General features: G+C 63.5%; 16 protein-coding genes. 13 read left to right on the forward strand and 3 right to left on the reverse strand.

What is annotated here, in order from left to right; genetic code table 11:
* The first annotated feature begins 25 nt into the window (after positions 1-25).
* From BGRAMDRAFT_RS04640 to BGRAMDRAFT_RS04665, 6 genes are all read left to right on the forward strand, one after another.
* Entirely contained in the window at positions 26-316 is a 291-nt protein-coding gene (locus tag BGRAMDRAFT_RS04640; protein WP_006047505.1) for an H-NS histone family protein, read from the forward strand.
* A 598-nt stretch (positions 317-914) separates the two neighbouring features.
* Complete coding sequence (gene fae / locus BGRAMDRAFT_RS04645; RefSeq protein WP_006047506.1) at positions 915-1,439, forward strand: formaldehyde-activating enzyme; 525 nt, start codon at positions 915-917, stop codon at positions 1,437-1,439.
* A gap of 62 nt (positions 1,440-1,501) precedes the next feature.
* Complete coding sequence (locus tag BGRAMDRAFT_RS04650) at positions 1,502-2,539, forward strand: aldo/keto reductase (protein ID WP_006047507.1); 1,038 nt, start codon at positions 1,502-1,504, stop codon at positions 2,537-2,539.
* Positions 2,536-3,975, forward strand: coding sequence for an NAD-dependent succinate-semialdehyde dehydrogenase (locus BGRAMDRAFT_RS04655; protein WP_006047508.1), 1,440 nt, complete (start codon positions 2,536-2,538; stop codon positions 3,973-3,975). The genes BGRAMDRAFT_RS04650 and BGRAMDRAFT_RS04655 overlap by 4 nt, the downstream gene beginning before the upstream one ends.
* 65 nt (positions 3,976-4,040) lie before the next feature.
* Positions 4,041-5,423 (forward strand): MFS transporter, encoded by a 1,383-nt coding sequence (locus tag BGRAMDRAFT_RS04660; protein WP_006047509.1) that lies wholly within the window; start codon positions 4,041-4,043, stop codon positions 5,421-5,423.
* A gap of 607 nt (positions 5,424-6,030) precedes the next feature.
* A complete protein-coding gene (locus tag BGRAMDRAFT_RS04665) occupies positions 6,031-7,632 on the forward strand; it encodes a peptide chain release factor 3 (protein ID WP_006047510.1) in 1,602 nt (533 codons plus the stop codon).
* 148 nt (positions 7,633-7,780) lie between these two features.
* On the opposite strand, the gene BGRAMDRAFT_RS04670 is transcribed toward BGRAMDRAFT_RS04665, so the two are convergent.
* Complete coding sequence (locus BGRAMDRAFT_RS04670) at positions 7,781-8,650, reverse strand: LysR substrate-binding domain-containing protein (RefSeq protein ID WP_006047511.1); 870 nt, start codon at positions 8,648-8,650, stop codon at positions 7,781-7,783.
* 266 nt (positions 8,651-8,916) lie between these two features.
* On the opposite strand from BGRAMDRAFT_RS04670, the gene BGRAMDRAFT_RS04675 reads away from it, so the two are divergent.
* From BGRAMDRAFT_RS04675 to BGRAMDRAFT_RS04685, 3 genes are all read left to right on the forward strand, one after another.
* Positions 8,917-11,307 carry a bifunctional acetate--CoA ligase family protein/GNAT family N-acetyltransferase gene (locus BGRAMDRAFT_RS04675; protein ID WP_006047512.1) on the forward strand — a complete coding sequence of 797 codons (2,391 nt, stop codon included), beginning with the start codon at positions 8,917-8,919 and terminating at the stop codon, positions 11,305-11,307.
* A 163-nt stretch (positions 11,308-11,470) separates the two neighbouring features.
* The gene (locus BGRAMDRAFT_RS04680; RefSeq protein WP_006047513.1) at positions 11,471-13,369 is read left to right on the forward strand and encodes a filamentous hemagglutinin N-terminal domain-containing protein; all 1,899 of its coding nucleotides are present in this window, start codon (positions 11,471-11,473) and stop codon (positions 13,367-13,369) included.
* A gap of 150 nt (positions 13,370-13,519) precedes the next feature.
* Positions 13,520-15,181, forward strand: a complete 1,662-nt coding sequence (locus BGRAMDRAFT_RS04685; RefSeq protein ID WP_006047514.1) for a ShlB/FhaC/HecB family hemolysin secretion/activation protein — start codon at positions 13,520-13,522, stop codon at positions 15,179-15,181.
* Positions 15,182-15,376: 195 nt separating this feature from the next.
* Here the strand turns inward: BGRAMDRAFT_RS04685 and BGRAMDRAFT_RS04690 are convergent, their stop codons facing one another.
* Together BGRAMDRAFT_RS04690 and BGRAMDRAFT_RS04695 are read right to left on the reverse strand one after the other, a co-directional pair.
* Entirely contained in the window at positions 15,377-15,922 is a 546-nt protein-coding gene (locus tag BGRAMDRAFT_RS04690; protein ID WP_006047515.1) for a hypothetical protein, read from the reverse strand.
* A 163-nt stretch (positions 15,923-16,085) separates the two neighbouring features.
* Positions 16,086-16,874: an IclR family transcriptional regulator gene (locus tag BGRAMDRAFT_RS04695; RefSeq protein WP_006047516.1), complete on the reverse strand. Its 789-nt coding sequence runs from the start codon at positions 16,872-16,874 to the stop codon at positions 16,086-16,088.
* A gap of 282 nt (positions 16,875-17,156) precedes the next feature.
* Between BGRAMDRAFT_RS04695 and BGRAMDRAFT_RS04700 the strand changes: the two genes are divergently transcribed.
* The 4 genes from BGRAMDRAFT_RS04700 to BGRAMDRAFT_RS04715 are packed head-to-tail and all read left to right on the forward strand — an operon-like array spanning position 17,157 to position 21,206.
* Positions 17,157-18,218, forward strand: coding sequence for a sugar ABC transporter substrate-binding protein (locus tag BGRAMDRAFT_RS04700; RefSeq protein WP_006047517.1), 1,062 nt, complete (start codon positions 17,157-17,159; stop codon positions 18,216-18,218).
* Positions 18,219-18,226: 8 nt separating this feature from the next.
* Complete coding sequence (locus BGRAMDRAFT_RS04705; RefSeq protein WP_006047518.1) at positions 18,227-19,780, forward strand: sugar ABC transporter ATP-binding protein; 1,554 nt, start codon at positions 18,227-18,229, stop codon at positions 19,778-19,780.
* Positions 19,770-20,843, forward strand: a complete 1,074-nt coding sequence (locus BGRAMDRAFT_RS04710; protein ID WP_006047519.1) for an ABC transporter permease — start codon at positions 19,770-19,772, stop codon at positions 20,841-20,843. Before BGRAMDRAFT_RS04705 ends, BGRAMDRAFT_RS04710 begins: the two co-directional genes overlap by 11 nt.
* Positions 20,844-20,879: 36 nt before the next feature.
* Complete coding sequence (locus BGRAMDRAFT_RS04715) at positions 20,880-21,206, forward strand: UxaA family hydrolase (protein ID WP_006047520.1); 327 nt, start codon at positions 20,880-20,882, stop codon at positions 21,204-21,206.
* Positions 21,207-21,233: the final 27 nt, after the last annotated feature.

The raw sequence follows: 21,233 nt of genomic DNA on the forward strand, positions 1-21,233 counted from the left end.
CCACAATCAATGGGAGCATTTCGTCATGGCCTCTTACAAGCAGTTGACCGCTCAGCTCGAAAAGCTTCACAAGGAAGTCGCGGCGGCTCGCGAAAAGGAGATCGCGCAAGCTATCGCCGACATCAAGCAGAAGATTGCCGAGTACGACCTGACGGCCGAGGAACTCGGCTTCGCGAAAACTCGTACGGCGGCGAGCAAAGGCGCTGCGGTCGCCAAGTATCGCAACCCGAAAACCGGCGAGACGTGGAGCGGGCGTGGCCGTTCGCCGGGCTGGCTTGCGGGCAAGAATCGCGATCGTTATCTGATCGACGCGTAGCGCGCATTGCGTGACCCATCACTCTCAGGTGACGATGCCCGCGGCTTTTTTCGCACCGCTGCGCAAGTCCCGAAAACGCTCACCTTTGCTTCAAATTCCCAATTCGACTGGTGAATAGGAAACGGCGGCTTGCACCTGGCGGCATTGCTTCGGTGAGCCTGGTTTCTCCGCGGCGCGCACCGGCCGCGAGGTGAGCCCGGCGCAAGCGTCGGGTCTCACCGACGCGCCGCAAACCCGCGCCAGCCTTTGCTGGCGGGCATTCCCAGGCTGTGCGAAGAATCGCGCGAAGCTCCGGTTGCGTCCATCGGTCTCTCGCGGATAGGCGTCGGCGGGCGCCTCGCGCGGTATGTCGGTGCAATATGCAGTTCGCGGATGCTCACCTTTCGCTGTCCTGCGCGCCTCGTCGCTGCTAGTCCCGAAAACCCTCACCTTTGCGCGCGTCGTCACGGGCAACGCGATGCGTCGTAACGTTCGTCCGCACTCGTCGGGACAAACCCGGAGTTGAGTTCGCCTCATACCCCGGATCAAAACTCATCGATACATGGTCGCGGACGCCGAACGCCACAATCGGTCATCCACTTAACTCGACGGAAAGACCATGAGCGTATCGGCGGACAAACAACTCTTTATCGGCGAAGGATTCGAAGGGCCGGGCGTGAACCTCGCGCATATCAACGTGCTGGTCGGCCCGCGCAACGGTCCCGCGGGGCAAGCCTTCGCGACGGCGCTGGCGACGCCTTCGGCGGGTCACGCGCCGTTCGTCGTCATCGCGCGGCCGGGCGTGCCGACCAAGCCGTTGACGCTCTACGTGAACAAGGCGCAGATCGGCAGCGAGTTTCACGGCAACGCGACGTGGGGCGCGTCGCAGGCGGGCATCGCGAAGGCAGTGGCCGAGTCGCTCGAGAACGGCACGCTCCCGGCCGAAGCGGAGAACGACTGGGTGGTCGTGTCGGCGAACTGGGTCAATCCGGCCACCGACGACCTCGACGCCGTCTTCGAAAACAACTACCGCGCGTGCAGGAACGCCATTGTCGCGGCGATGAAAGGGCTGCCGCATCGCGACGAAGTGTTCGCGGCCGCGCGCGACGTCTCGAATCCCTTCTACACGCCGAAACAACGCTGACCACACGCGGAGCGCGGCGCCGACCGCACGCGCCGCATCCGAACTACAAGGAGACAGGTTTCATGGAATACATTCGCCTCGGCCAATCCGGTCTGAAGGTTTCGCGCTTGTGCCTCGGCACGATGAACATGGGCACGCCGCACTGGAAGCCGTGGATTTTCGACGAAGCGCGCAGCGAGCCCATCGTTCGACACGCGCTCGAAGCCGGCGTCAATTTCATCGACCTCGCCGATTTCTATTCGACGGGCGTCGGCGAAGAAGTCGTGGGCCGCATTCTGAAGCGCCTCGCGCGCCGCGAGGAAATCGTCGTGACGACGAAGGTCGGCTACGACATGGGCGTCTATCAGAACGCCGGCGGCCATTCGCGCAAGCACATCATGGACGGCATCGACGGCTCGCTCGCGCGCCTCGGCATGGACTACGTGGACATCTACATGCTGCATTTCTTCGACGTGAACACGCCGGTCGAGGAAACCATGAGTGCGCTGAACGATATCGTTCGCGCGGGCAAGGCGCGCTATATCGGCGTATCGACCATGTACACGTGGCAGTTCGCGAAGATCATGCAGGTCTGCGAGCGCAACGGCTGGCATAAGCCGATCAACATGCAGTTGCAGTTGAATCTGGCGTATCGCGAAGAAGAGCGCGAGATGATCCCGTATTGCCAGGATCAGGGCGTCGGCGTGTCGGTGTTCAGTCCGCTCGCGCGCGGCCTGTTGACGAGCGACGCCAACTCGACGCGCAATCAGACCGACTTCTTCACCGCGCAAATGTACGGCGATAACGTGTCGCGCGAAATCGCGGCGTCGGTCGCGCGCGTCGCCGCGCGGCGCGGCGTGTCCGCGGCGCAGATCGCGCAGGCATGGGTGCTCAACCACGAAGGCGTAGCGAGCATGCTGGTCGGCGCCGATACGCCGGCGCAGTTCGACAGCGCGCTCGCCGCGCTCGGCACGACGCTCTCCGACGACGAGTTCTTCGAACTCGAACGCAATTACACACCGTGCGATCTGATCAACGATTACACCGCGGGCAAGCGCATTGCGCGCGAGCCGCGGCTTGCTCAAGGCGCGTTCGTCGAAAACCTGGAGAAAGCGGCATGAGCGAACTTCTTCGAACCGGACATTACATCGGCGGCGAGTGGTATGAAAGCGCGGAGACCTATGCGGTCCGCAATCCCGCGACAGGCGAAGTGATCGCGCAAGTCGCGAAGGGCGGCGCGGCGGAGACGGCGCAAGCCATTGCTGCTGCCGAGCGCGCGCTTTCCGCGTGGCGCCTGTTGACCGCGAAAGAGCGTGGCGCGCGCGTCAGGCGTTGGGGCGAGTTGATGCTCGAGCATCGCGATGCGCTGGCCGAGCTGTTGACGCGCGAACAAGGCAAGCCGCTTGCGGAAGCGCGCGGCGAAGTCGGCTATGCGGCGAGCTTTTTAGAATGGTTCGCGGAGGAAGCGAAGCGCGCCTATGGCGACGTGATTCCGAGCCCGAATCCGAACGCGAAGATCATCGTGACGCGCGAACCCGTGGGCGTCGTCGCGGCCATCACGCCGTGGAATTTCCCGCTCGCGATGATCACGCGCAAGGCCGGTCCCGCGCTCGCGGCCGGTTGCACGATGGTGCTCAAGCCATCGGAAGAAACGCCGTTGTCCGCGCTTGCACTGGCCGTGCTGGCCGCGAAAGCGGGCATTCCGCCGGGCGTGTTCAACATCGTTTCCGGCGATGCCGCCGCGATAGGCGGCGCGCTGACCGAATCGGACGTGGTGCGCAAGCTGTCGTTCACGGGCTCGACGCGCGTGGGCAAATTGCTCGCGAAGCAGTCGGCGGATACGTTGAAAAAGCTCTCGCTCGAGCTTGGCGGCAATGCGCCGTTCATCGTTTTCGACGATGCCGACATCGACGCCGCCGTGCAAGGCGCGATGGCTTCAAAGTTTCGCAACACCGGGCAAACCTGCGTGTGCGTCAATCGCTTCTATGTGCAGGACGGCGTCTACGATGCGTTCACGCAGGCACTCGCACAGGCCGCGCGCAAGATGCGCGTGGGCGACGCGTTGCGAGGCGACGTCGAACAGGGTCCGCTGATCAATCAGGCTGCGTTGAGCAAGGTCGAAGCGCACGTCGCCGACGCATTGCAGAAGGGCGCCAAGGTGTTGACCGGCGGCAAGCGGCACGCGCTGGGCGGCACCTTTTATGAGCCGACGGTTCTCGTCGATGCATCGAGTTCGATGCTGATCGCGCAAGAAGAAACCTTCGGGCCGGTCGCCGCGTGCTTTCGCTTCAAGGCCGAAGACGAAGCCGTTACCGCTGCCAACGCAACGCCGTTCGGACTCTCCGCGTATCTGTACACGCGCGATCTGGCGCGCGCGTGGCGTGTCGGCGAGGCGCTCGAAAGCGGCATGGTCGGCATTAACGAAGGGATTGTGTCCACCGAAGTCGCGCCGTTTGGCGGCGTGAAGCAATCGGGCCTTGGCCGCGAAGGGTCGAAGTACGGACTCGATGAATACACCGAGCTTAAGTACATGATGATGGGCGGCTTGGGGCGCTGATCGTTAGACCGTTGGCGGATGTCGTTACGCGGCATCCGCCGCTCAGAACAATCACAGGAGACAAGATGAATAATCAGGATATCCAGGCAAGTGCGCTCGGCCTCGCGCCTGCGTTCCCCGCTGCGGCGTCGTCCGCGACGCGCGCCGTTTCCATCGACGACGTGCCGCTGAACGCCTTTCACGTCAAGATTGCGGGCCTCACGTTCGGCGCGCACTTCACCGAGGGATTCGCGCTCGGCACCATCGGCTACGCGCTCGCCGCGATGAATCGTCAGATGCCGATCGACGCCTTCTGGATGGGCATGATCGGCAGCTCCGCGCTGATGGGCATTTTTCTCGGCAGCCTCGTGTTCGGCTGGCTGTCGGACCGGCTCGGCCGGCAGAAAATTTTCCTGATGAGCTTTGTCATCATCACCGTGGCAGCTTTTGCGCAGTTCTACGTGCACTCGCCTTTCGAACTGTGCTTGCTGCGCGTGCTGATCGGCTTCGGCATGGGCGGCGACTTCGCCGTCGGACATGCGATTCTCGCGGAATTCTCGCCGCGCAAGCATCGCGGAACATTGCTTGGGTCGTTCAGCGTGATATGGACCGTCGGCTATGTGGTCGCAAACGTGCTGGGCATGCATTACGCCGATGCGTCGCCCGATGCGTGGCGCTGGTTGCTTGCTTCAGCGGGTATTCCTGCGGTGATCGTGCTGGTCGCGCGCATGGGCACGCCGGAGTCGCCGCGCTGGCTGCTCGGCAAGGGCCGCGTTGCGGAGGCGAAGTCGGTCGTGCTGAAGCACTTTGGCGAAAACGTGACGCTCGACGGCGTGCACGACGAACACGCGCAAACGGCTAGCGGGTTCATGCGTCTCTTCGAAAAAGACCTGATTCGCCGGACGATTTTCAACTGCGCGTTTTTCGTGTGTCTCGTCATTCCGTACTTCGCGATTTACACGTTCCTGCCGACCATCCTGAAAGCGATTCACCTGAACAACGATTCCGGCGCGGATCTGCTGCTGAACGGCTTTCTCGTGCTTGGCGCACTGATTGGGATCTGGCTGACCATCAAGCTGTCGCGGCGTGTTTTCCTGATCGGCTCGTTCGCGGTGACGTGCGTTTCGCTGATCGCGTTGAGCGTGCTGCCGGAGTCGGCGACGCTCGCGATGATCGTCGCGTTCGGCATTTTCACGCTGACCATGTCGGCGTTCTCGAATCTTGTCGGCGTGTTCCCGCCGGAGTGCTTTCCGACCGAAGTGCGCGCGTGCGGCGTCGGTCTCGCGATTGCGTGCAGCCGTCTCGGCTCGGCGGTGGGCACGTTCCTGCTGCCGCTCGGCATTGCCGGCTTCGGGTTTCACGTCACGATGATCGTGCTGGCGGCGGTGCTGCTCGTCGGCATGGTTGTGTCGATCGCGTGGGCGCCTGAAACGAAGCATTTGACGTTGAACCAGGCGAGCGGCGGGTAGGGCGTATTCGCGGCGAGCCGGGAGCCGGAAGCCGGGCGCCGCGAACCGCGAACCTCGAACCTCGAACCTCGAACCTCGAACCGCGAACCTCGAACCTCGAACCTCGAACCGCGAACCGCGAACCGCGAACCGCGAACCGCGAACCGCGAACCGCGAACCGCGAACCGCGAACCGCGAACCGCGAACCGCGAACCTCGAACCTCGAACCTCGAACCGCGCGCGAACTGCCCGGCGCCCGCCGCCAAGTTCCGCTCGCCACGGCGACCACTACGGCACGAAGGCACGACCGCCCGCGGACCACTGCAACGACCTAACGCACTCTCCGCCTCCCCAATCCCCCTCCCCAGACAGCCGCCCCTCGCGGGCGGCTTTCCCACGTCCGGCGTCCCGGCGTGTATCATTCGTTCCCTGCGCTGTTCTGCGCTGGCGATTATCCGTATTGTCGAACGCTCGTTCCCGACCTGTTTTCCGACGCGGCCCGGTTGCCATAGTGATGCGGGTTCCCGACCCGACTCCCGCAGCTCGACGCCGCCGCGCCACGCGCGGCAGCCCGGAAGCCAGCCGCTTCCGAAGACCGCCGAACCCCTATCCGTGACCGCCAGACCCGATGTCAGTCTCCGAACTCAAACGCCGCCGCACCTTCGCGGTCATTTCCCACCCGGACGCGGGTAAAACCACGCTGACCGAAAAGCTGCTGCTGTTCTCGGGCGCGATTCAGATCGCCGGCACCGTGAAGGGCCGCAAGAGCAATCGCTACGCGACATCCGACTGGATGGAGATCGAGAAGCAGCGCGGCATTTCCGTGGCCAGCTCGGTGATGCAGTTCGAGTACGGCGACGCGGTGATCAACCTGCTCGACACGCCGGGCCACGAAGACTTCTCCGAAGACACGTACCGCGTGCTGACCGCGGTCGATGCCGCGGTGATGGTGATCGACGGCGCGAACGGCGTCGAAGCGCAAACGCTCAAGCTGCTCGAAGTCTGCCGCAGCCGCAAGACGCCCATCGTCACGTTCATCAACAAGCTCGACCGTGAAGTGCGCGAGCCGCTCGACCTGCTCGACGAAATCGAACAGCATCTGGGCGTGGCGGCGGTGCCGTTCACGTGGCCGATCGGCATGGGCAAGGAATTCCAGGGCGTCTACGATATTCAGCGCGATCAGGTTCGCGTGTTCCGCGCCGGGCAAGATAAGGCGGGCGGCGACGTCGAAACGCTGCAGGCGCTGAGCAGCGAGGAAGGCGAACGCCGCTTCGGCCAAAGCTGGGTGAAGGCGAAGGAAGAGATCGACCTGATTACCGGCGCCACGCCCGATTTCGACCGCGAGCAGTTTCTTGCCGGTCAGCAGTCGCCGGTGCTGTTCGGCTCCGCGATCAACAACTTCGGCGTGAAGGAAATTCTCGACGCGCTGGTCGACCTGGCGCCGCCGCCGTCGATGCGCATGACCGTGCAGCGTCCGGTGATGCCCGACGAGCCGAAGTTCACCGGCGTCGTGTTCAAGGTGCAGGCGAACATGGACCTGGCGCACCGCGACCGCGTGGCGTTCATCCGCGTGTGTTCGGGGCGTTTCGAGCGCGGCATGGCCGTGAAGGTGACGCGTTCCAACAAGACATTCCGCGCGAATAACGTGGTGACGTTCCTGTCGCAGCGGCGCGAGACGGTGAGCGAGGCGTATCCGGGCGACATCATCGGTATTCCGAATCACGGCACGCTGAGTCTCGGCGATACGTTGACCGAAGGCGAAGCGCTGCAATTCGTCGGGCTGCCGTTCTTCGCGCCGGAAATTTTTCAGACCGTCGAAGTGGTCGATCCGATGCGCGCCAAGCAGCTTGGCGAAGCGTTGAAGCAACTCGGCGAGGAAGGCGCGATTCAGGTGTTCCGTCCGGAAGTGGGCGGCTTGATGATCCTGGGCGCGGTTGGTCAACTGCAGTTCGAAGTGGTGTCGCATCGGCTGTCGACTGAGTACAAGGTCGATGTGCGCATGGCGCCCGCGCGCTATCGCATGTCGCGCTGGGTCACTTGCGACGATCCGGCCGAGCTGCGCCGCTTCACCGATTCATACGCGGCGCGAATCGCGCTCGACGCATCCGACGCACCGACGTATCTCGCTTCGCATGTCTCGGAAATCGAAGTCGCGCAAAAGGCGTGGCCGAAGATCGTGTTCAACGAGTTGCGCGAGCATTCGGGCGCGCCGTTCAAGAAGGCGATGTAACGCAGGCGGGCCGCGAGCTCACAGCGGCTTACGTAACAAACTTACGCAACAACAAAAAGCCGCGTGGAGCAGTCATGCCCACGCGGCTTTTTCCATTCTATTGCGGGCTCATTGCCTGCATGGGCACTGCCGCCGCACCACCGCTTCATCAGCCCATCTTCAATACTTCTTCCCGCAGCCAGGCCGCGAACGCCTGCACATATTCAAGCGCGGCGTGCTGCGGCGCGACGTCGAGCCAGTAGCCGAACGGGCCGGCCACTTCAACGTCCGAGAAGCGTGCAAGACTGCCGTCCGTGAGTTCCTCGACGATCATGTTCCTGTCGACGATAGCCAGTCCCGCGCCCTTGCGCGCCGCGCGAATCGCCTGTTCGAGCGTCGAGAATTCAATGCCGTTTTCCGCGTAACGCGCGGGCAGCCCCGCCGTGGCCAGCCAGTTCGGCCATAGGTCGAGCCTTGCGTCGTTGTGCAGCACATGCAGCGCGGGCATGTGTTCAAGCAGCCTGTCGAGCGGCTCGCCGAGCAACCTCGGCGCACCCACGAGCACATGGCGCTCGGTCATCAGCAGTTCGGAATGCGTATCGGCCAGCGCGTGCCGGCCAAAGCGGATGTTGCAATGACAGTCCGTGGTGGGCTCGGTGCGGATCGACAATTCGACGTCGGGCATTTCGTCGGCCAGCGAACCGAGCCGCGGCGAGAACCACTGCGTCGCGAACGTGGGCGGCACGGCAACCACGAGACGGCGCCGGCCCTTGGCCGCGGTGATCTGACGGAAGCCGCGCTCGATCGTATCGAATGCGTCGGACAGGCAAGGCAGAAACTGCACGCCCACCGGCGTCAGACGGATGCCCTTGTGGTCGCGCTCGAACAGCTTCGCGCCGAGCGATTCCTCGAGCAGCTTGATCTGCCGGCTGACGGCGCCTTGCGTCACGCACAGTGCGCTCGCCGCGCGATTAAAGCTCATGTGGCGCGCGGTTTCCTCGAAAAAGCGCAACGCGATGAGCGATGGCAAGCGTCGCATACATCACCTTCTGATTCTTTGACATCCGGGGCAGTGCGGCCGATGGGAAGGCGCGCGGATCGTCTGCGATTGTCGCACTGAAGCGCGGTATTTTGCCTGCGCACGCTAAAAAAATCCGGGCGCGCGGTCGCGTTAATCAAGCGTCGATTGACGGCGGCCAAGGCTTGCGTTCGAGAAGCGCCGCGCGATCGCTCCACTTCGCCTATCCTGACGAAGACGCGCGCGTCGACGCCCGAGCGGCGCGCCCTTTCATCTGCGGAGCGCCTGTGACCGTTCGCAATCTCGACGCGTTGTTCCGACCGAAATCCGTCGCCGTGATCGGCGCTTCCGAGCGGCCGGGCAGCACCGGCGCGATGGTGTGGGCGCGGCTCCTGGAAGGCGGCTTCGACGGCCCGCTGTGGCCCGTCAATCCGAAGTACCACACGCTCAACGGCCACGCGGTGATCGCCGATGCCGGCGACTTGCCTCAAGCGCCGACCGTCGCGCTGATCTGCACGCCGCCCGCGACCTGGCCTTCGATCATTCACAAGCTCGGCGGCTTGGGCACGCGCGCGGCGATCATCGTCGGCGAAGCACGCTGCGATGACGACCGGCTCGCGTTGCGGCATGCGCTTTCGGCGGCGCGGCCGCATCTGCTGCGGATCGTCGGGCCGGGTAGTCTCGGCGTCGTGTCGCCGGCGCTGCGCGCGCATTTCGGCGCGCCGTCGTGCACGGTGAAGGCGGGCGGCGTCGCGTGGGTGTCGCAATCGAACGCGCTGACCAATGCCGTGCTCGGCTGGGCGCACGCGCGCGGCCTCGGTTTTTCGCACGCGGTCGCGCTGGGCGGCGAGGCCGACGTCGACGCGGGCGACGTCCTCGACTATCTGGCGAGCGATCCCGGCACGCGCGCGATTCTGCTCGAACTCGACAGCGTGCGGGCGGCGCGCAAGTTCATGTCGGCGGCTCGCGCCGCGGCGCGCAACAAGCCGGTGCTCGCGCTGCGTTCGGGCCGCGCCGATCCCGCGGACGCGCTTTACACCGCTGCGTTCCGCCGCGCGGGCATGGTGCGCGTGGACGCGCTCGACGATTTGCTCGACGAAATCGAGACGCTCGGCGTGGGCCGCGTCGCGGCGGGCGCGACGGCGACGCTGATTACGAGCGACCGCGGCCTCGCAACATTGGCCTGCGACGCCTTCGCCGCCGCCGGCGATACGCTCGCGCCGTGGCCGGACGAAGCATCGCAGGCATTGCAGCAAGCGTTGCCGAACGTGATCGGCGGCAATCCGCTGCAACTCGGCGACGACGCGCGTCCCGAGCATTTCGGCACGGCGCTAAAGCTGCTGGCGCAACATCGCGGCACCGGCACGGCTTTCGTCGTGCATGCATCGACGCATAGCGCGCCGGTCGACGAGGTGGCGCAGGCGTTGATCGCGAATCAGCGGTTCGCCTATCGCGGTCTGCTCGCGTGTTTCTTTGGCGGCGTGGACGCGGCTACGCGCGATGCGTTGCACGCGCAAGGCATTCCGGTTCACACGACGCCGCAACGGCTCGCCCGCGCGTTCGCACGTCTCGTCGATTATCGGATGGGGCGCGAATTGCTGATGCAGACGCCCGAGGGTTTGCCTGCCGAAGTCCCCGACGCAATCGACGCCGCGCAAGCGCAGGTTTGCGCGGCGCTCGCGGCAGGTGAGCACCAACTAACCGGCGAAGCCGCGGCGGGCCTATTGGAGCGGTTCGGGCTTCGGGTCGAAAACGAAGCGGGCGGCGCGCATGAGGCCAAGCCGATAGTCGGCATTGCGGTCGCGCTTCACGACGACGATAACTTTGGCCCGGTGTTCCGCTTCACGGCGCCATCCGACGATGGTGTCTCCGAGCCGTTGCGCGTGTACGGCCTGCCGCCGTTGAACCCGGTTCTCGCGCGCGACATCGTCACGCGGTCGCCTTATGCGCGGCTCGTCGCGCCCGAGCCGGCGCTCGCTGCGCTCACGGCGCTGTCGCACGCGGTGTGCGATGTGAAGGAGATCGTCGGATTGTCGTTGACGCTCAATGTGTACGACGACCACGTCGCGGTGCTTGAGCCGATCGTCAGCATTGCGGCGAAACGCAGCCGGCTTGCGATCGTGCCGTATCCGCGCCGTTTCCAAGAGACGCTCGACTGGGAAGGTCTGCGTGTGACCGTGCGGCCGATTCGCCCGGAAGACGAGGCCGCGCATCACGATTTCGTCGAAGCGATGACGCCTGAGGATCTGCGCTTGCGGTTCTTCGGCGCGGTCGGCAGCTTCGATCATTCGCAGCTCGCGCGCATGACGCAGATCGACTACGACCGCGAAATGGCGCTGATCGCGACCGTGCGGGACGAAGCCGGCGTTTCGCGCACGCTCGGCGTGGTGCGCGCGGTTGCCGATCCCGATAACGAAACGGCCGAGTTTGCGGTGGCGATCCGCTCGGATCAGAAGGGGCGACGGCTCGGGCGGTTGCTGACGGACCGGATCATCCGGTATGCGCGGGCACGCGGCACGCATTGGCTGGTGGGCGAGGCGCTGCGCGAGAACACCGCGATGATCGCGCTCGCAAGGGCGAGCGGCTTCACGATGACGCCGACGGAAGATCCGGGCGTGGTGGGGTTTCGGATGGCGCTGGATGACTCTGGCGAGAGCGAAACGCCGTCTATCCGATGACGAAAGCACACATAGGTTCGGACGTTTCTTCAAGTTCTTCGGCTGAGAGTATCCCTACAATCTTACGACGCGGTTACGTTCTGCCATCGATGCTGAAATGTATGCCGTGCGGCGCTCAGCGTTCGCGTGAGAAATTTAGTTAGCTCTCTTAAAAGGTCAACGAATGAATAAGAAATGTATCCGCGAGCCAATCGGGCGCGGGGTGGCGCCGAATTATCGTCTGGCGCTGCTGCCAGCCATGTTGATGGCAGTCGTGGGGACTGCGTGGGCCGTGGACGGCGGTGTCGTAGCGGCGGGCGCCGGCGCGATCAAGACGCAAGGCAAAACGACGACGATTTCGCAGTCGAGCGACAAGATGATCGTCAACTGGAAGAACTTCAACATCGGCAAAGATCAGTCGGTGATTGTCAATCAACCGGGCGCTACATCGGCTGTGCTCAACCGTGTGACTACCGCGAATCCGACCCAAATCGACGGCACGCTGAAGGCTAACGGGCGCGTGTTCGTGGTGAATCCGGCCGGGGTTGTGTTCGGCAAGAGCGCGAAAGTGGATGTTGGAAGTCTGGTGGCGTCGACGCTGGACATGCATGATCAGGAGTTCATGGACGGCGGGCAGCCATACGGAGGCAACTATCGGAGCCTCAATCTGTATCCCGGCCAGGCAGACGGACATGTGACGAACAACGGCAAGCTCGTTGCGCAGGGAGCGGTCATTCTCGTTGGCCCACAGGTAACCAATTCCGGCGTGATCGTGGCGAAGGATGTCACGTTGGGTGCGGCGAATGGCGCCGCAATGGTGATGAACGATTCAAGCCTGCGGGTGGTGCTTGGGAAACAGGCACAAAATGCGCTCGCAGCGAATCACGGTTCTATTACCGCGAACGGCGGCGACGTCCTGTTATCCACGTCCGCCACGGGTGCCGTTATTGGTACCGTTATTCAGAACACAGGTCGCATTGAGGCAACGAGTGCATCTGCGAGAGAAGGCGGCACTATCAGGCTGTCTTCAATGGACGGCGGCAAGATCAGCGTAGGCGGCCGTGTGTCGGCTGACAATCGAATTGAAGTCAGTTCCGAAGCCCAGGGCGGAATAATCACTCCGGCCGGCACGTTTCTCGACCCGTCCGTTGCCCGCGCACGCGTTTATTCGGCGCCTTCGACACACGACGTGACGGTTGAGTCTGGCGCAAAGCTGGCGTCAAAAGGATCGGTGAACATTAGCTCTTATGGCGGCAAAGTCGATATGAACGGTGTTATCAATGCTGGCAGCGATGTCAACATCGATTCCACCGTTATGAAATACGGCGACATGGGTCCCGAAACGGCTGATGGCGTGATTACCACCAACGGCCGGATCAACGCTCAGACCGCGCAATTGATGAGCAACGTTATCAACATCAATGCGCCCATCAAAACAGTGAAAAATGTGTATGTGGAAAGTTACAGCGGCGACGTCAATCAGCGAGCCAATGTAACGTCGACGAACGGCTCCATATACTTACTGGCTGGAGGCAACATAAAGCAGGCCGATGGCGTCAAAACCTCTGCGGCCCACGCGGTTACGTTAGACACCGATTCGAATTACTGGTCGTACAGGTTGCGGTCGAACGAAATTCGAGCAGCGAATATCGCGGCTGAAACGATCAATATTCGAGGTGGCGATATCAAACTCGCCGGCAACCTCAACGCGGATAACGACATCTCGGTCAAGTCCAAAACGTACAGCCCGTCGTGTCCTTCGGGCATGTCCTGTATCGCGGTGCTGACGGGCGGCCATCTCGCTCAGGCGGGTAACGTCATCAGCCGCGACGGGAACGTGACATTGGATGCGAGCAGCTCCATTTCACGGCAATCGAAGTCGCGCACCTCGGCGGGCAAGGTTGTCACGTTAGATAGCTTCGCTGTCGACACGGGCAAGATCGACGCCGGCAAGCAGATCAACGTCAACGCTTATATTGCGCGCCTGGGTGGGAAGCTGACTGCGCCGGAGATCAACCTGCCGGACAACACGGAGAACGTTAAAGGTAACGTCCGCATTCTGCCGGAATCGGCGAGCCTGTAACGGTCGGTTGACGTGACGATGCGGATGCGTCACGTCTGTCCTTCGCGCAGTTTTAGCAATACGTTCTGACCTCACTGCCTTTTGAAAATCGCCGTTCAATCCCGGCCTCTGCGCCGCGCGTTTAGGCCAGCATGGCTACCATTAATCGGCGTGACCGCCTGGCATGCGTCTGCCCATGCCTATGAACCGACTAGCACGGGTTCGCTGCTTCGGCAAAATCCCGAACTCATACGAGGAGCCGGAGCGGAGCCCGGACTAGACCGAGCTATCCCAGCGGAGCCATCGGCTCCGGTCGCAACCGCGCGGGACGACGGCGAACTGTCGTTCCCCGTCACGGCGTTCGATTTCGGCAGTGCGCTGTCCCCGGAGGAGCAACAACGCGCCGACGCGTTCACCACACCCTGGCGTGGACGCAATGTAACCATCTCACAGCTACATGCGTTGCGCGACGCGCTCACTGCCGTGCTCTACAACGGCGGTGACTCACTTGTTCGTGTGATTCTTCCGCCGCAAACAGTGACGGACGGTGTCGTCCACTTCGAGATCGTGCGCGGCCACATTGAGTCGCTCGATGTTGAGAATACCTCTAACGTGGTCACTGAACGGCTGAGAGAGATTCTCCATACGTCGCGCGATGGACAACCTTCGTTGCGTGAAATCGAGCGTAACGTGCGGCTGACTGAAGAAGTCCCGGGAGTCGCGTCTGCAACGCCCACCTTGTCGGCCGGAAGTGAACCGGGCGGCACAATCGTCACGGTCGATGTCGAGCCGGGCGACCGCTTCTACGGCGCCGCTGCGATCGACAACGCCGGTTCCAGACAGGCGGGTTGGCGCAGATTCGGCGTAACTGGTGGCATCAACAATCCGCTGGGACTCGGCGATCAGTTCCAGGCGACAGCCTATCTGACGCCTCGCTTCATGCAGACCAAAGCGGGCGAAGATGGCCATACCCGCCTGGGCCGTGTTTCCTACGACCTGCTCACAGGTTTAGGTGCGAGTCGAGCCGGTATCGCATACTCGCGCGTCGACTACAAACTCGGGGAAGCGTTCGCGGGCCTGGGAACGGGTTCCGCCAATGTAATCAGTCGCTACGGGACGAACCCCGTGATTCGCTCAGGCACCGTGAGTCTCGACGTGGGCGCCAGTCTCAACTTCAAACGATCCAGCGACGAAAAGTTCGGCGACATTCTTCGCACCGACGAGCGCAGCGTTCTTGCTTCGGTGCGCGTCGACGGCACCATGCTCGGGCAGCTCGACGAGCGCCGGAACGCGATTCAATACAGCGCGATTGTCAGTCGCGGTACGGCGAAGCAGAGAGAATCCGACTACTCGGGCAGTGTTGCTGCGTTGAGCGGGCGACGATTCGACTTCTATAAGGCCGAGCCGGCGCTCGCCTACGTGCAGGCGATTACGCCGACCATTCGCGCGTCCGTTCAGATGCGCGGGCAATGGGCGAGCCGCAGTCTCGATAGCTCAGAGCGGCTCGGGCTTGGTGGTCCATCGGCGGTACGCGCCTATGATCAGAACGCGGCCTCGGTGGACGATGGGTTCGTGTTTTCCGTCGCCGCGAGCAAGTCCTTCAGCAGTATTCCCGGTACATCCCTGCAAATCTTCTACGACGATGCACGAGGGAGAACGCGCGGCGACGGCCCCATACCCGGTGGCAGCGTCAGACTGCAAGGCTACGGGATCGGCGCAAATTTCAGCGGCAAACGCGTGGCCGCGCAACTGAGCTACGCGATGCGCGCCGGGCATGCTCCGGCGCACACAGCTCGTCAGCAGACGTGGGTCACGGTTTCCACAACGTTTTAGGGAATAGCGCGCGATTGCGCTGGCGCAGGAGACGCAGCGCGGCGGTTGCTTTCGCGTTGCGGAAAGCGCACCAAAGGCGGAGATGAGAAGGCAATTGCAGAGCAAGCCGCGCAGGTGCTCGCTCTAGGACAATGATCTGTACAAGACAAGATCAGCAAGCCGGCACCACCGCGCTGGTGCCCGGCCAACAATTATTTAGGCAGGCAACTTCCCCGCCGCCTCATCAACCTGCGCCCGCGTCACCGCCAGCTCTTCGAGCCACGCATCCGCGTACACCGCACCGGTTTCACGCTCCAGACGCGCGATCGTCGCCGCGCAACGGTTCGCATCTTTCGGCGTCGCGATAAACGACTTCACCGACTGCCCCGCCTTGAACGCATCGAACAGCGGTACGCGAATGTCGTCCGGCAGCGCGCGCGTCGTCCATTGGTACGGCTTGCCGTTGAACGTGAACGACGGCGGCAGCACGCGCTCCTTCTTGGCGGCCGGAATCAGGCCATAGGTACGCGCCGCTTCGCCGATCTGTTCCGGCGAAAACAGCTCGTCCGGGCTGATGTCGAATTGCTGGATGAAAGTCTCGATGCTCTGCATTGCCGCCGCGCGATCGTCGCGGCGCTTCTGCGCATGAGCGACGATGTCGCGCAGTTCGTCGGCTTCTTCCGGTGTGATCGTGAAGCTCGATTGCTTTTGCTGGAGTTCGGAAAAACGCTGGAATTCGGAGTCGGTCAGAAGTTTCGCCATTGCTTATCGATGGATGCGCACGAATGACTTCACGCGGCGTCGTTTTTTGAGAGGGCCGCCATTCTAAACCATATGCGCAAGCGGCCCGCTTCTAATCAAACTTGCCGCGGCGAATTCCATCGACCACACGCCGCAGACACCGCAACTGCACTTCCACCACACCTCAAACCGTCTGCTCGCGAAACATCGAAAGCGCCTGCACCGTTTCGCGCAGCAGCGTCGTTGCGGCCGCGAGCGTGGGCGCGACATATTCGTCGATACGCTTCAGATATGGGCAGGTGAGCGCCGCAATCGCCTGGCCGGACGGGCCGAGAACCGGGAATGTGACGTCGGTCACGCCGAACGTCTGCTGGCTGTCCTTCTGCGAAAAACCGGCCGCTCGAATCCGTTCGCACGCGGCTTCGAGCGCCTCGCGGTCTATCGTCACTTCGCCCTTGACCTTGGTGTGCTCGGCAAGCATCTGCGCGCGCTGTTCGACGGTCTGGAACGCGAGCATCACGCGGCCCGAGCCGGTGTCGATCAAGCCGACGCGCGAACCGAGCCGCACCGACATACCCCACGTGCCCGGTCCATCCACTTGCGCGATGACGAGCAGATTGCCGCGGTCGTACACGGCCAGATGGCACGATTGTTCGGCGGCATCGGCGAAACGTTGCATCAGCGGCAACGCCTCGGAGATGAGCCGGTTCATCGGCGGATGACGATGCGCCAGCGCATACAGCTTCAGGCTAAGCGAATAGCGGTCGCCGCCCGTGGAGCGCACCACGTATTGCCGCGCGACCAGACGCTCAAGCATCCGATACATCTCGCTCGCGTTGCGCCCGAGCAGCTTCGTGATCTCGGCGCGCGTGAGCCCTTCCTTCTGCTCGGCCAGCAACTCGAGGATGTCGAGGCCCTTGTCGAGCGCGGGCGCGCGATAACGGTCGGCATCGTCCTTGTCTTCTGCGTCCATCGTGAGCAAGTTCCGTGAGCTGTTCTCAGTAAGTGGCGCTTGAGTGTAAGTGCCGCAGCGCGCTCCGTGCGCGCCGATGCGTCCAGGGAAAACACGGACGGTTGGTGCAGTGCACTTCGCTTGACTTCGAAAAGTCCGTATATGAATAATACGTTCATTGGTGAATGAGCGCACGCCAAGATTCGCACCGACTCGCCAATGCACATAAGAAAGCGCAGGACGAAGTGCCGGCATCCACGACCGGTTCACGCAGTTCAACAACGCATATCAGGAGACACAGTCATGTCGTTCGCGAAAGAGCCGAAGCCGGCTCGCCAATCGTTTTCCCGTTCGTTCCGTCAGTCGCTCTTCACCGTGGCCGCGTCCGCGTGCATCGCCGGTTTGAGTCTGGGCGGCGCTGCGCAGGCCGCCGAGGCGGGCAAGGTCGGCCTCGGCCTGCCGCTGCTGACGTCGCCGTTCTGGCAGTCGTATAACAACTATCTGCCGAAGTACGCGAAGGAGATGGGCATCGACATCCTCGCGCCGGTGAATTCGAACGGCGATCCGGTGCAGCAGATCACCGACATGAACAACCTGTTGAACCTGGGTGCGAAGGGCATCGTGGTCGGCCCGCTCGACTCCGCCGCGATCAGCCGCGCGCTCGACGCCGCGACGGCGCGCAACGTGCCGGTCGTCGCCGTCGACGTCGCGCCGACGCAAGGCAAGATCGCGATGGTCGTGCGCGCCGACAATCACGCGTACGGCGAAAAGGCGTGCAAGTACATCGGCGAACACGTGAAGTCGGGCAAGGTCGTGCAGATCATGGGCGACCTCGGTTCGGTGAACGGACGCGACCGCTCCGAGGCATTCCGCTCATGCCTGAAGGGCTTTCCCGGTTTGAAGCTGCTGGAAATTCCGGCGAGCTGGAAGGGCGACGTCGCGGCTACCGGACTCGACAGCCTGCTTACCGCGAATCCCGACGTGAAGGCGATCTACATGCAGGCGGGCGGCGTGTATCTGTCGCCGACGCTGCAAACGCTGCGTCGCAAGCAGATGCTGTTTCCGGCCGGCGACGCAAAGCACGTCGTGATCGTCAGCAACGACGGCATTCCGCAGGAATTCGACGCGATCCGCCGCGGCGACATCGACGCCACCGTGTCGCAGCCCGCCGATTCGTACGCAAAGTACGGCCTCTACTACATCAAGGCGGCGTTGGCCGGGCAGACCTTCAAGCCCGGCCCGACCGATCACGGCAGCACGATCATCCAGCTCGCGCCGGGCATCCTCGAAGACCAGTTGCCCGCGCCGCTCGTCACGAAGTCGAATGTCGACGACAAGGCGCTGTGGGGCAACACCGTCAAATGAGCGGCGACATGAGCGGCGACATCAGTGGCGACATCAGCGAGCGCGCTTCATCCATGCGAATTGCTTCGGTGGTCGAAGCATTGTCGGTCACCAAACGCTACGGCTCGACGGCGGCGCTGAACGACGTGAGCATTCGCGTGATGCCCGGCGAGTCGCATGCGCTCGTCGGGCGCAACGGCGCGGGCAAGTCGACGCTCGTGTCGATCCTGACCGGCTTGCGCAAACCCGATACCGGCGACGTGCGCTTTAACGGCGAGCCCGCGCCGCCCCTCGCCGACCGCGATGCATGGCGCGAGCGCGTGGCCTGCGTGTATCAGCATTCGACGATCATTCGCGACCTGTCCGTCGCGGAAAATCTGTTCATCAACCGGCAGCCGTCGCGAGGCGGCGTGATCGACTGGCGAACCATGCGCCGCGACGCGCGCGCCTTGCTCGACCACTGGAAGATCGACGTGCGTGAAGACGCGCGCGCCGGCGACCTGAGCGTCGAGGCGCGGCAACTCGTCGAGATCGCGCGGGCGTTGTCGTACGGCGCGCGCTTCATCATCCTCGACGAACCCACCGCGCAGCTCGACGGCGACGAAATCAAGCGGCTCTTTCGGCGCATCGAGGAATTGCAGCGCGAAGGCGTGACCTTTCTGTTCATCTCGCACCATCTGCAGGAGGTGTACGAGATTTGCCAGGCGGTCACAGTATTGCGCGACGCGCGGCATATCGTCAGCGCGCCGGTTTCCGCGTTGCCGCGCGAACAGTTGATCGAAGCGATGACGGGCGAACGCGGCGGCCTTCTGGTCGCGGATGCGGCGGCGCGCGAACCGTTGCGCGCCGACACCGCGATTGCGCTGCAAGTCGACCGGCTCAGCGGCGCGGATTACGAAGACGTGTCGTTCGCCGTCAAGCGCGGCGAAGTCGTCGGCTTGACCGGCGCGACGAGCAGCGGCCGCACAAGCGTGGCGGAAGCGATTGCCGGCTTGCGCGCGGCGAAGCGCGGCACGATCAGCGTGGACGGCGTGAGCCTGCCGCCCGGCGATGTGCCCGCAGCGCTCGCGCACGGCATCGGCTGCGTGCCGAAAGACCGCCATCACGAGGGGCTCGTGTTGACGCAATCGATCGCGGAAAACGCGTCGATGACGATCGCGCGGCTCTTCGGCAAGTTCGGCATCGCGACGCCCGCAAAGAAAAACGCGTTCGGCCAGAAGATGATCGACGCGCTCGGCATCGTCGCTCAGGGACCGGAGCACGTCGTATCCGGCCTATCGGGCGGCAATCAGCAGAAGGTCGTGATGGCGCGCGCACTCGCCACCAATCCCAACGTGCTGGTGCTGATCGACCCCACGGCGGGCGTCGACGTGAAATCGAAAGAAGCGCTGCTCTCCGTCGTGGATCGCGTGCGCGAAGAAGGCAAGGCCGTGCTGGTCGTGTCCGGCGAACTCGACGATCTGCGCACCTGTGACCGTGTTCTCGTCATGTTCCGAGGCCGTATCGCCGCGGAATTTCCCGCGGGATGGCAGGACCAGGATCTGATTGCATCCGTTGAAGGAGTAAGTCTCCATGAAGAATAGTGTGCCCAGTCCCGCGTTCGGCGCGGCGCAGGCCCATGTCCACGCGCAAGCGTCCGCATCCGCATCTGCATCTGCGTCGGCTTCGCGCGGCAAACGCGGACGCTCGCAACTTGCACGCTTGCGTGAGCTCGCGTTGTTGCCGGCGCTCGTGCTGCTGATCGTGATCGGCGCGTTCGTGAGCCCGAGCTTTCTCACGCGTGCGAATCTGATCAGCGTGCTCGGCGCGTCGGCGGCGCTCGCGCTTGTCGTGCTCGCCGAATCGCTGATCGTGCTGACGGGCAAATTCGATTTGTCGCTCGAATCGACGGTCGGCATTGCGCCGGCCGTGGGCGCGATGCTCGTGATGCCGGCCGCCTCCGCCGGATTCGGCACGCAATGGCCCGCCGCGGCCGGCTTGCTGGCGATTCTCGCGGTCGGCGCAGTAGTCGGCGCGATCAACGGTTTTCTGGTGGTGCGTTTGCGGCTGAACGCCTTCATCGTCACGCTGGCCATGCTGATCGTGCTGCGCGGCATGCTCGTCGGCGCGACCAAGGGCGGCACGCTGTTCGACATGCCGCCGTCGTTCTTCTCGCTCGCGACCACCATCGTGCTGGGCTTGCCGTTGTCGGTGTGGCTCGCCGCGGTGGCGTTCGCGATCGCCGCCTTCATGCTGCGCTATCACCGGCTCGGCCGCGCGCTGTATGCGATCGGCGGCAATCCGGAAGCGGCGCGCGCGGCGGGCATTCGCGTCGAGCGCATCACGTGGGGCGTGTTCATTCTCGGCAGCATGCTCGCTTCGCTTGGCGGCCTGATCGTGACCGGCTATGTCGGCGCGATCAATGCGAACCAGGGCAACGGCATGATCTTTACGGTGTTCGCGGCAGCGGTGATCGGCGGCATTTCGCTCGACGGCGGCAAGGGCACGATGATCGGCGCGCTCTCCGGCGTGCTGCTGCTCGGCGTCGTGCAAAACCTGCTGACGCTGGCGCAAGTGCCGTCGTTCTGGATTCAGGCGATCTACGGCGCGATCATCCTCGGCTCGCTGATGGTGGCGCGCCTCGCGAGCGGCGAAGGCCAGAACTAACACAACGCTCATTCAACGGCCTGACGGAGAACTCATTTGACGAGCCGCCAACAAGAAACCGATCCGCGACTGATCCTGCTCAGTCCGGACGACAACTGCCTGATCGCGGCGGCGCGTCTCGACGCCGGCACGCAGGTGCAGATCGAAGGCGAGAGCGTCACGCTGTCGCGGACCATCGAACTCGGGCACAAGGTGGCGCGCCGCGATCTGGCGAAAGACGACAAGGTGCTGCGCTACGGCGCCGTGATCGGCCACGTCACCGAAGCGGTGCCGCGCGGCGAGCATCTGCATACGCACAACCTCGAAAGCGATTACCTGCCGACGTACACGCACGACGCGGGTCATCAATTCGTCCACCACTGATTTGCGCATCACGAGGCGGCCTTGCGC

The sequence above is a fragment of the Paraburkholderia graminis C4D1M genome, from assembly GCF_000172415.1.
In the GTDB taxonomy this organism is placed as follows: Bacteria; Pseudomonadota; Gammaproteobacteria; order Burkholderiales; family Burkholderiaceae; genus Paraburkholderia; species Paraburkholderia graminis.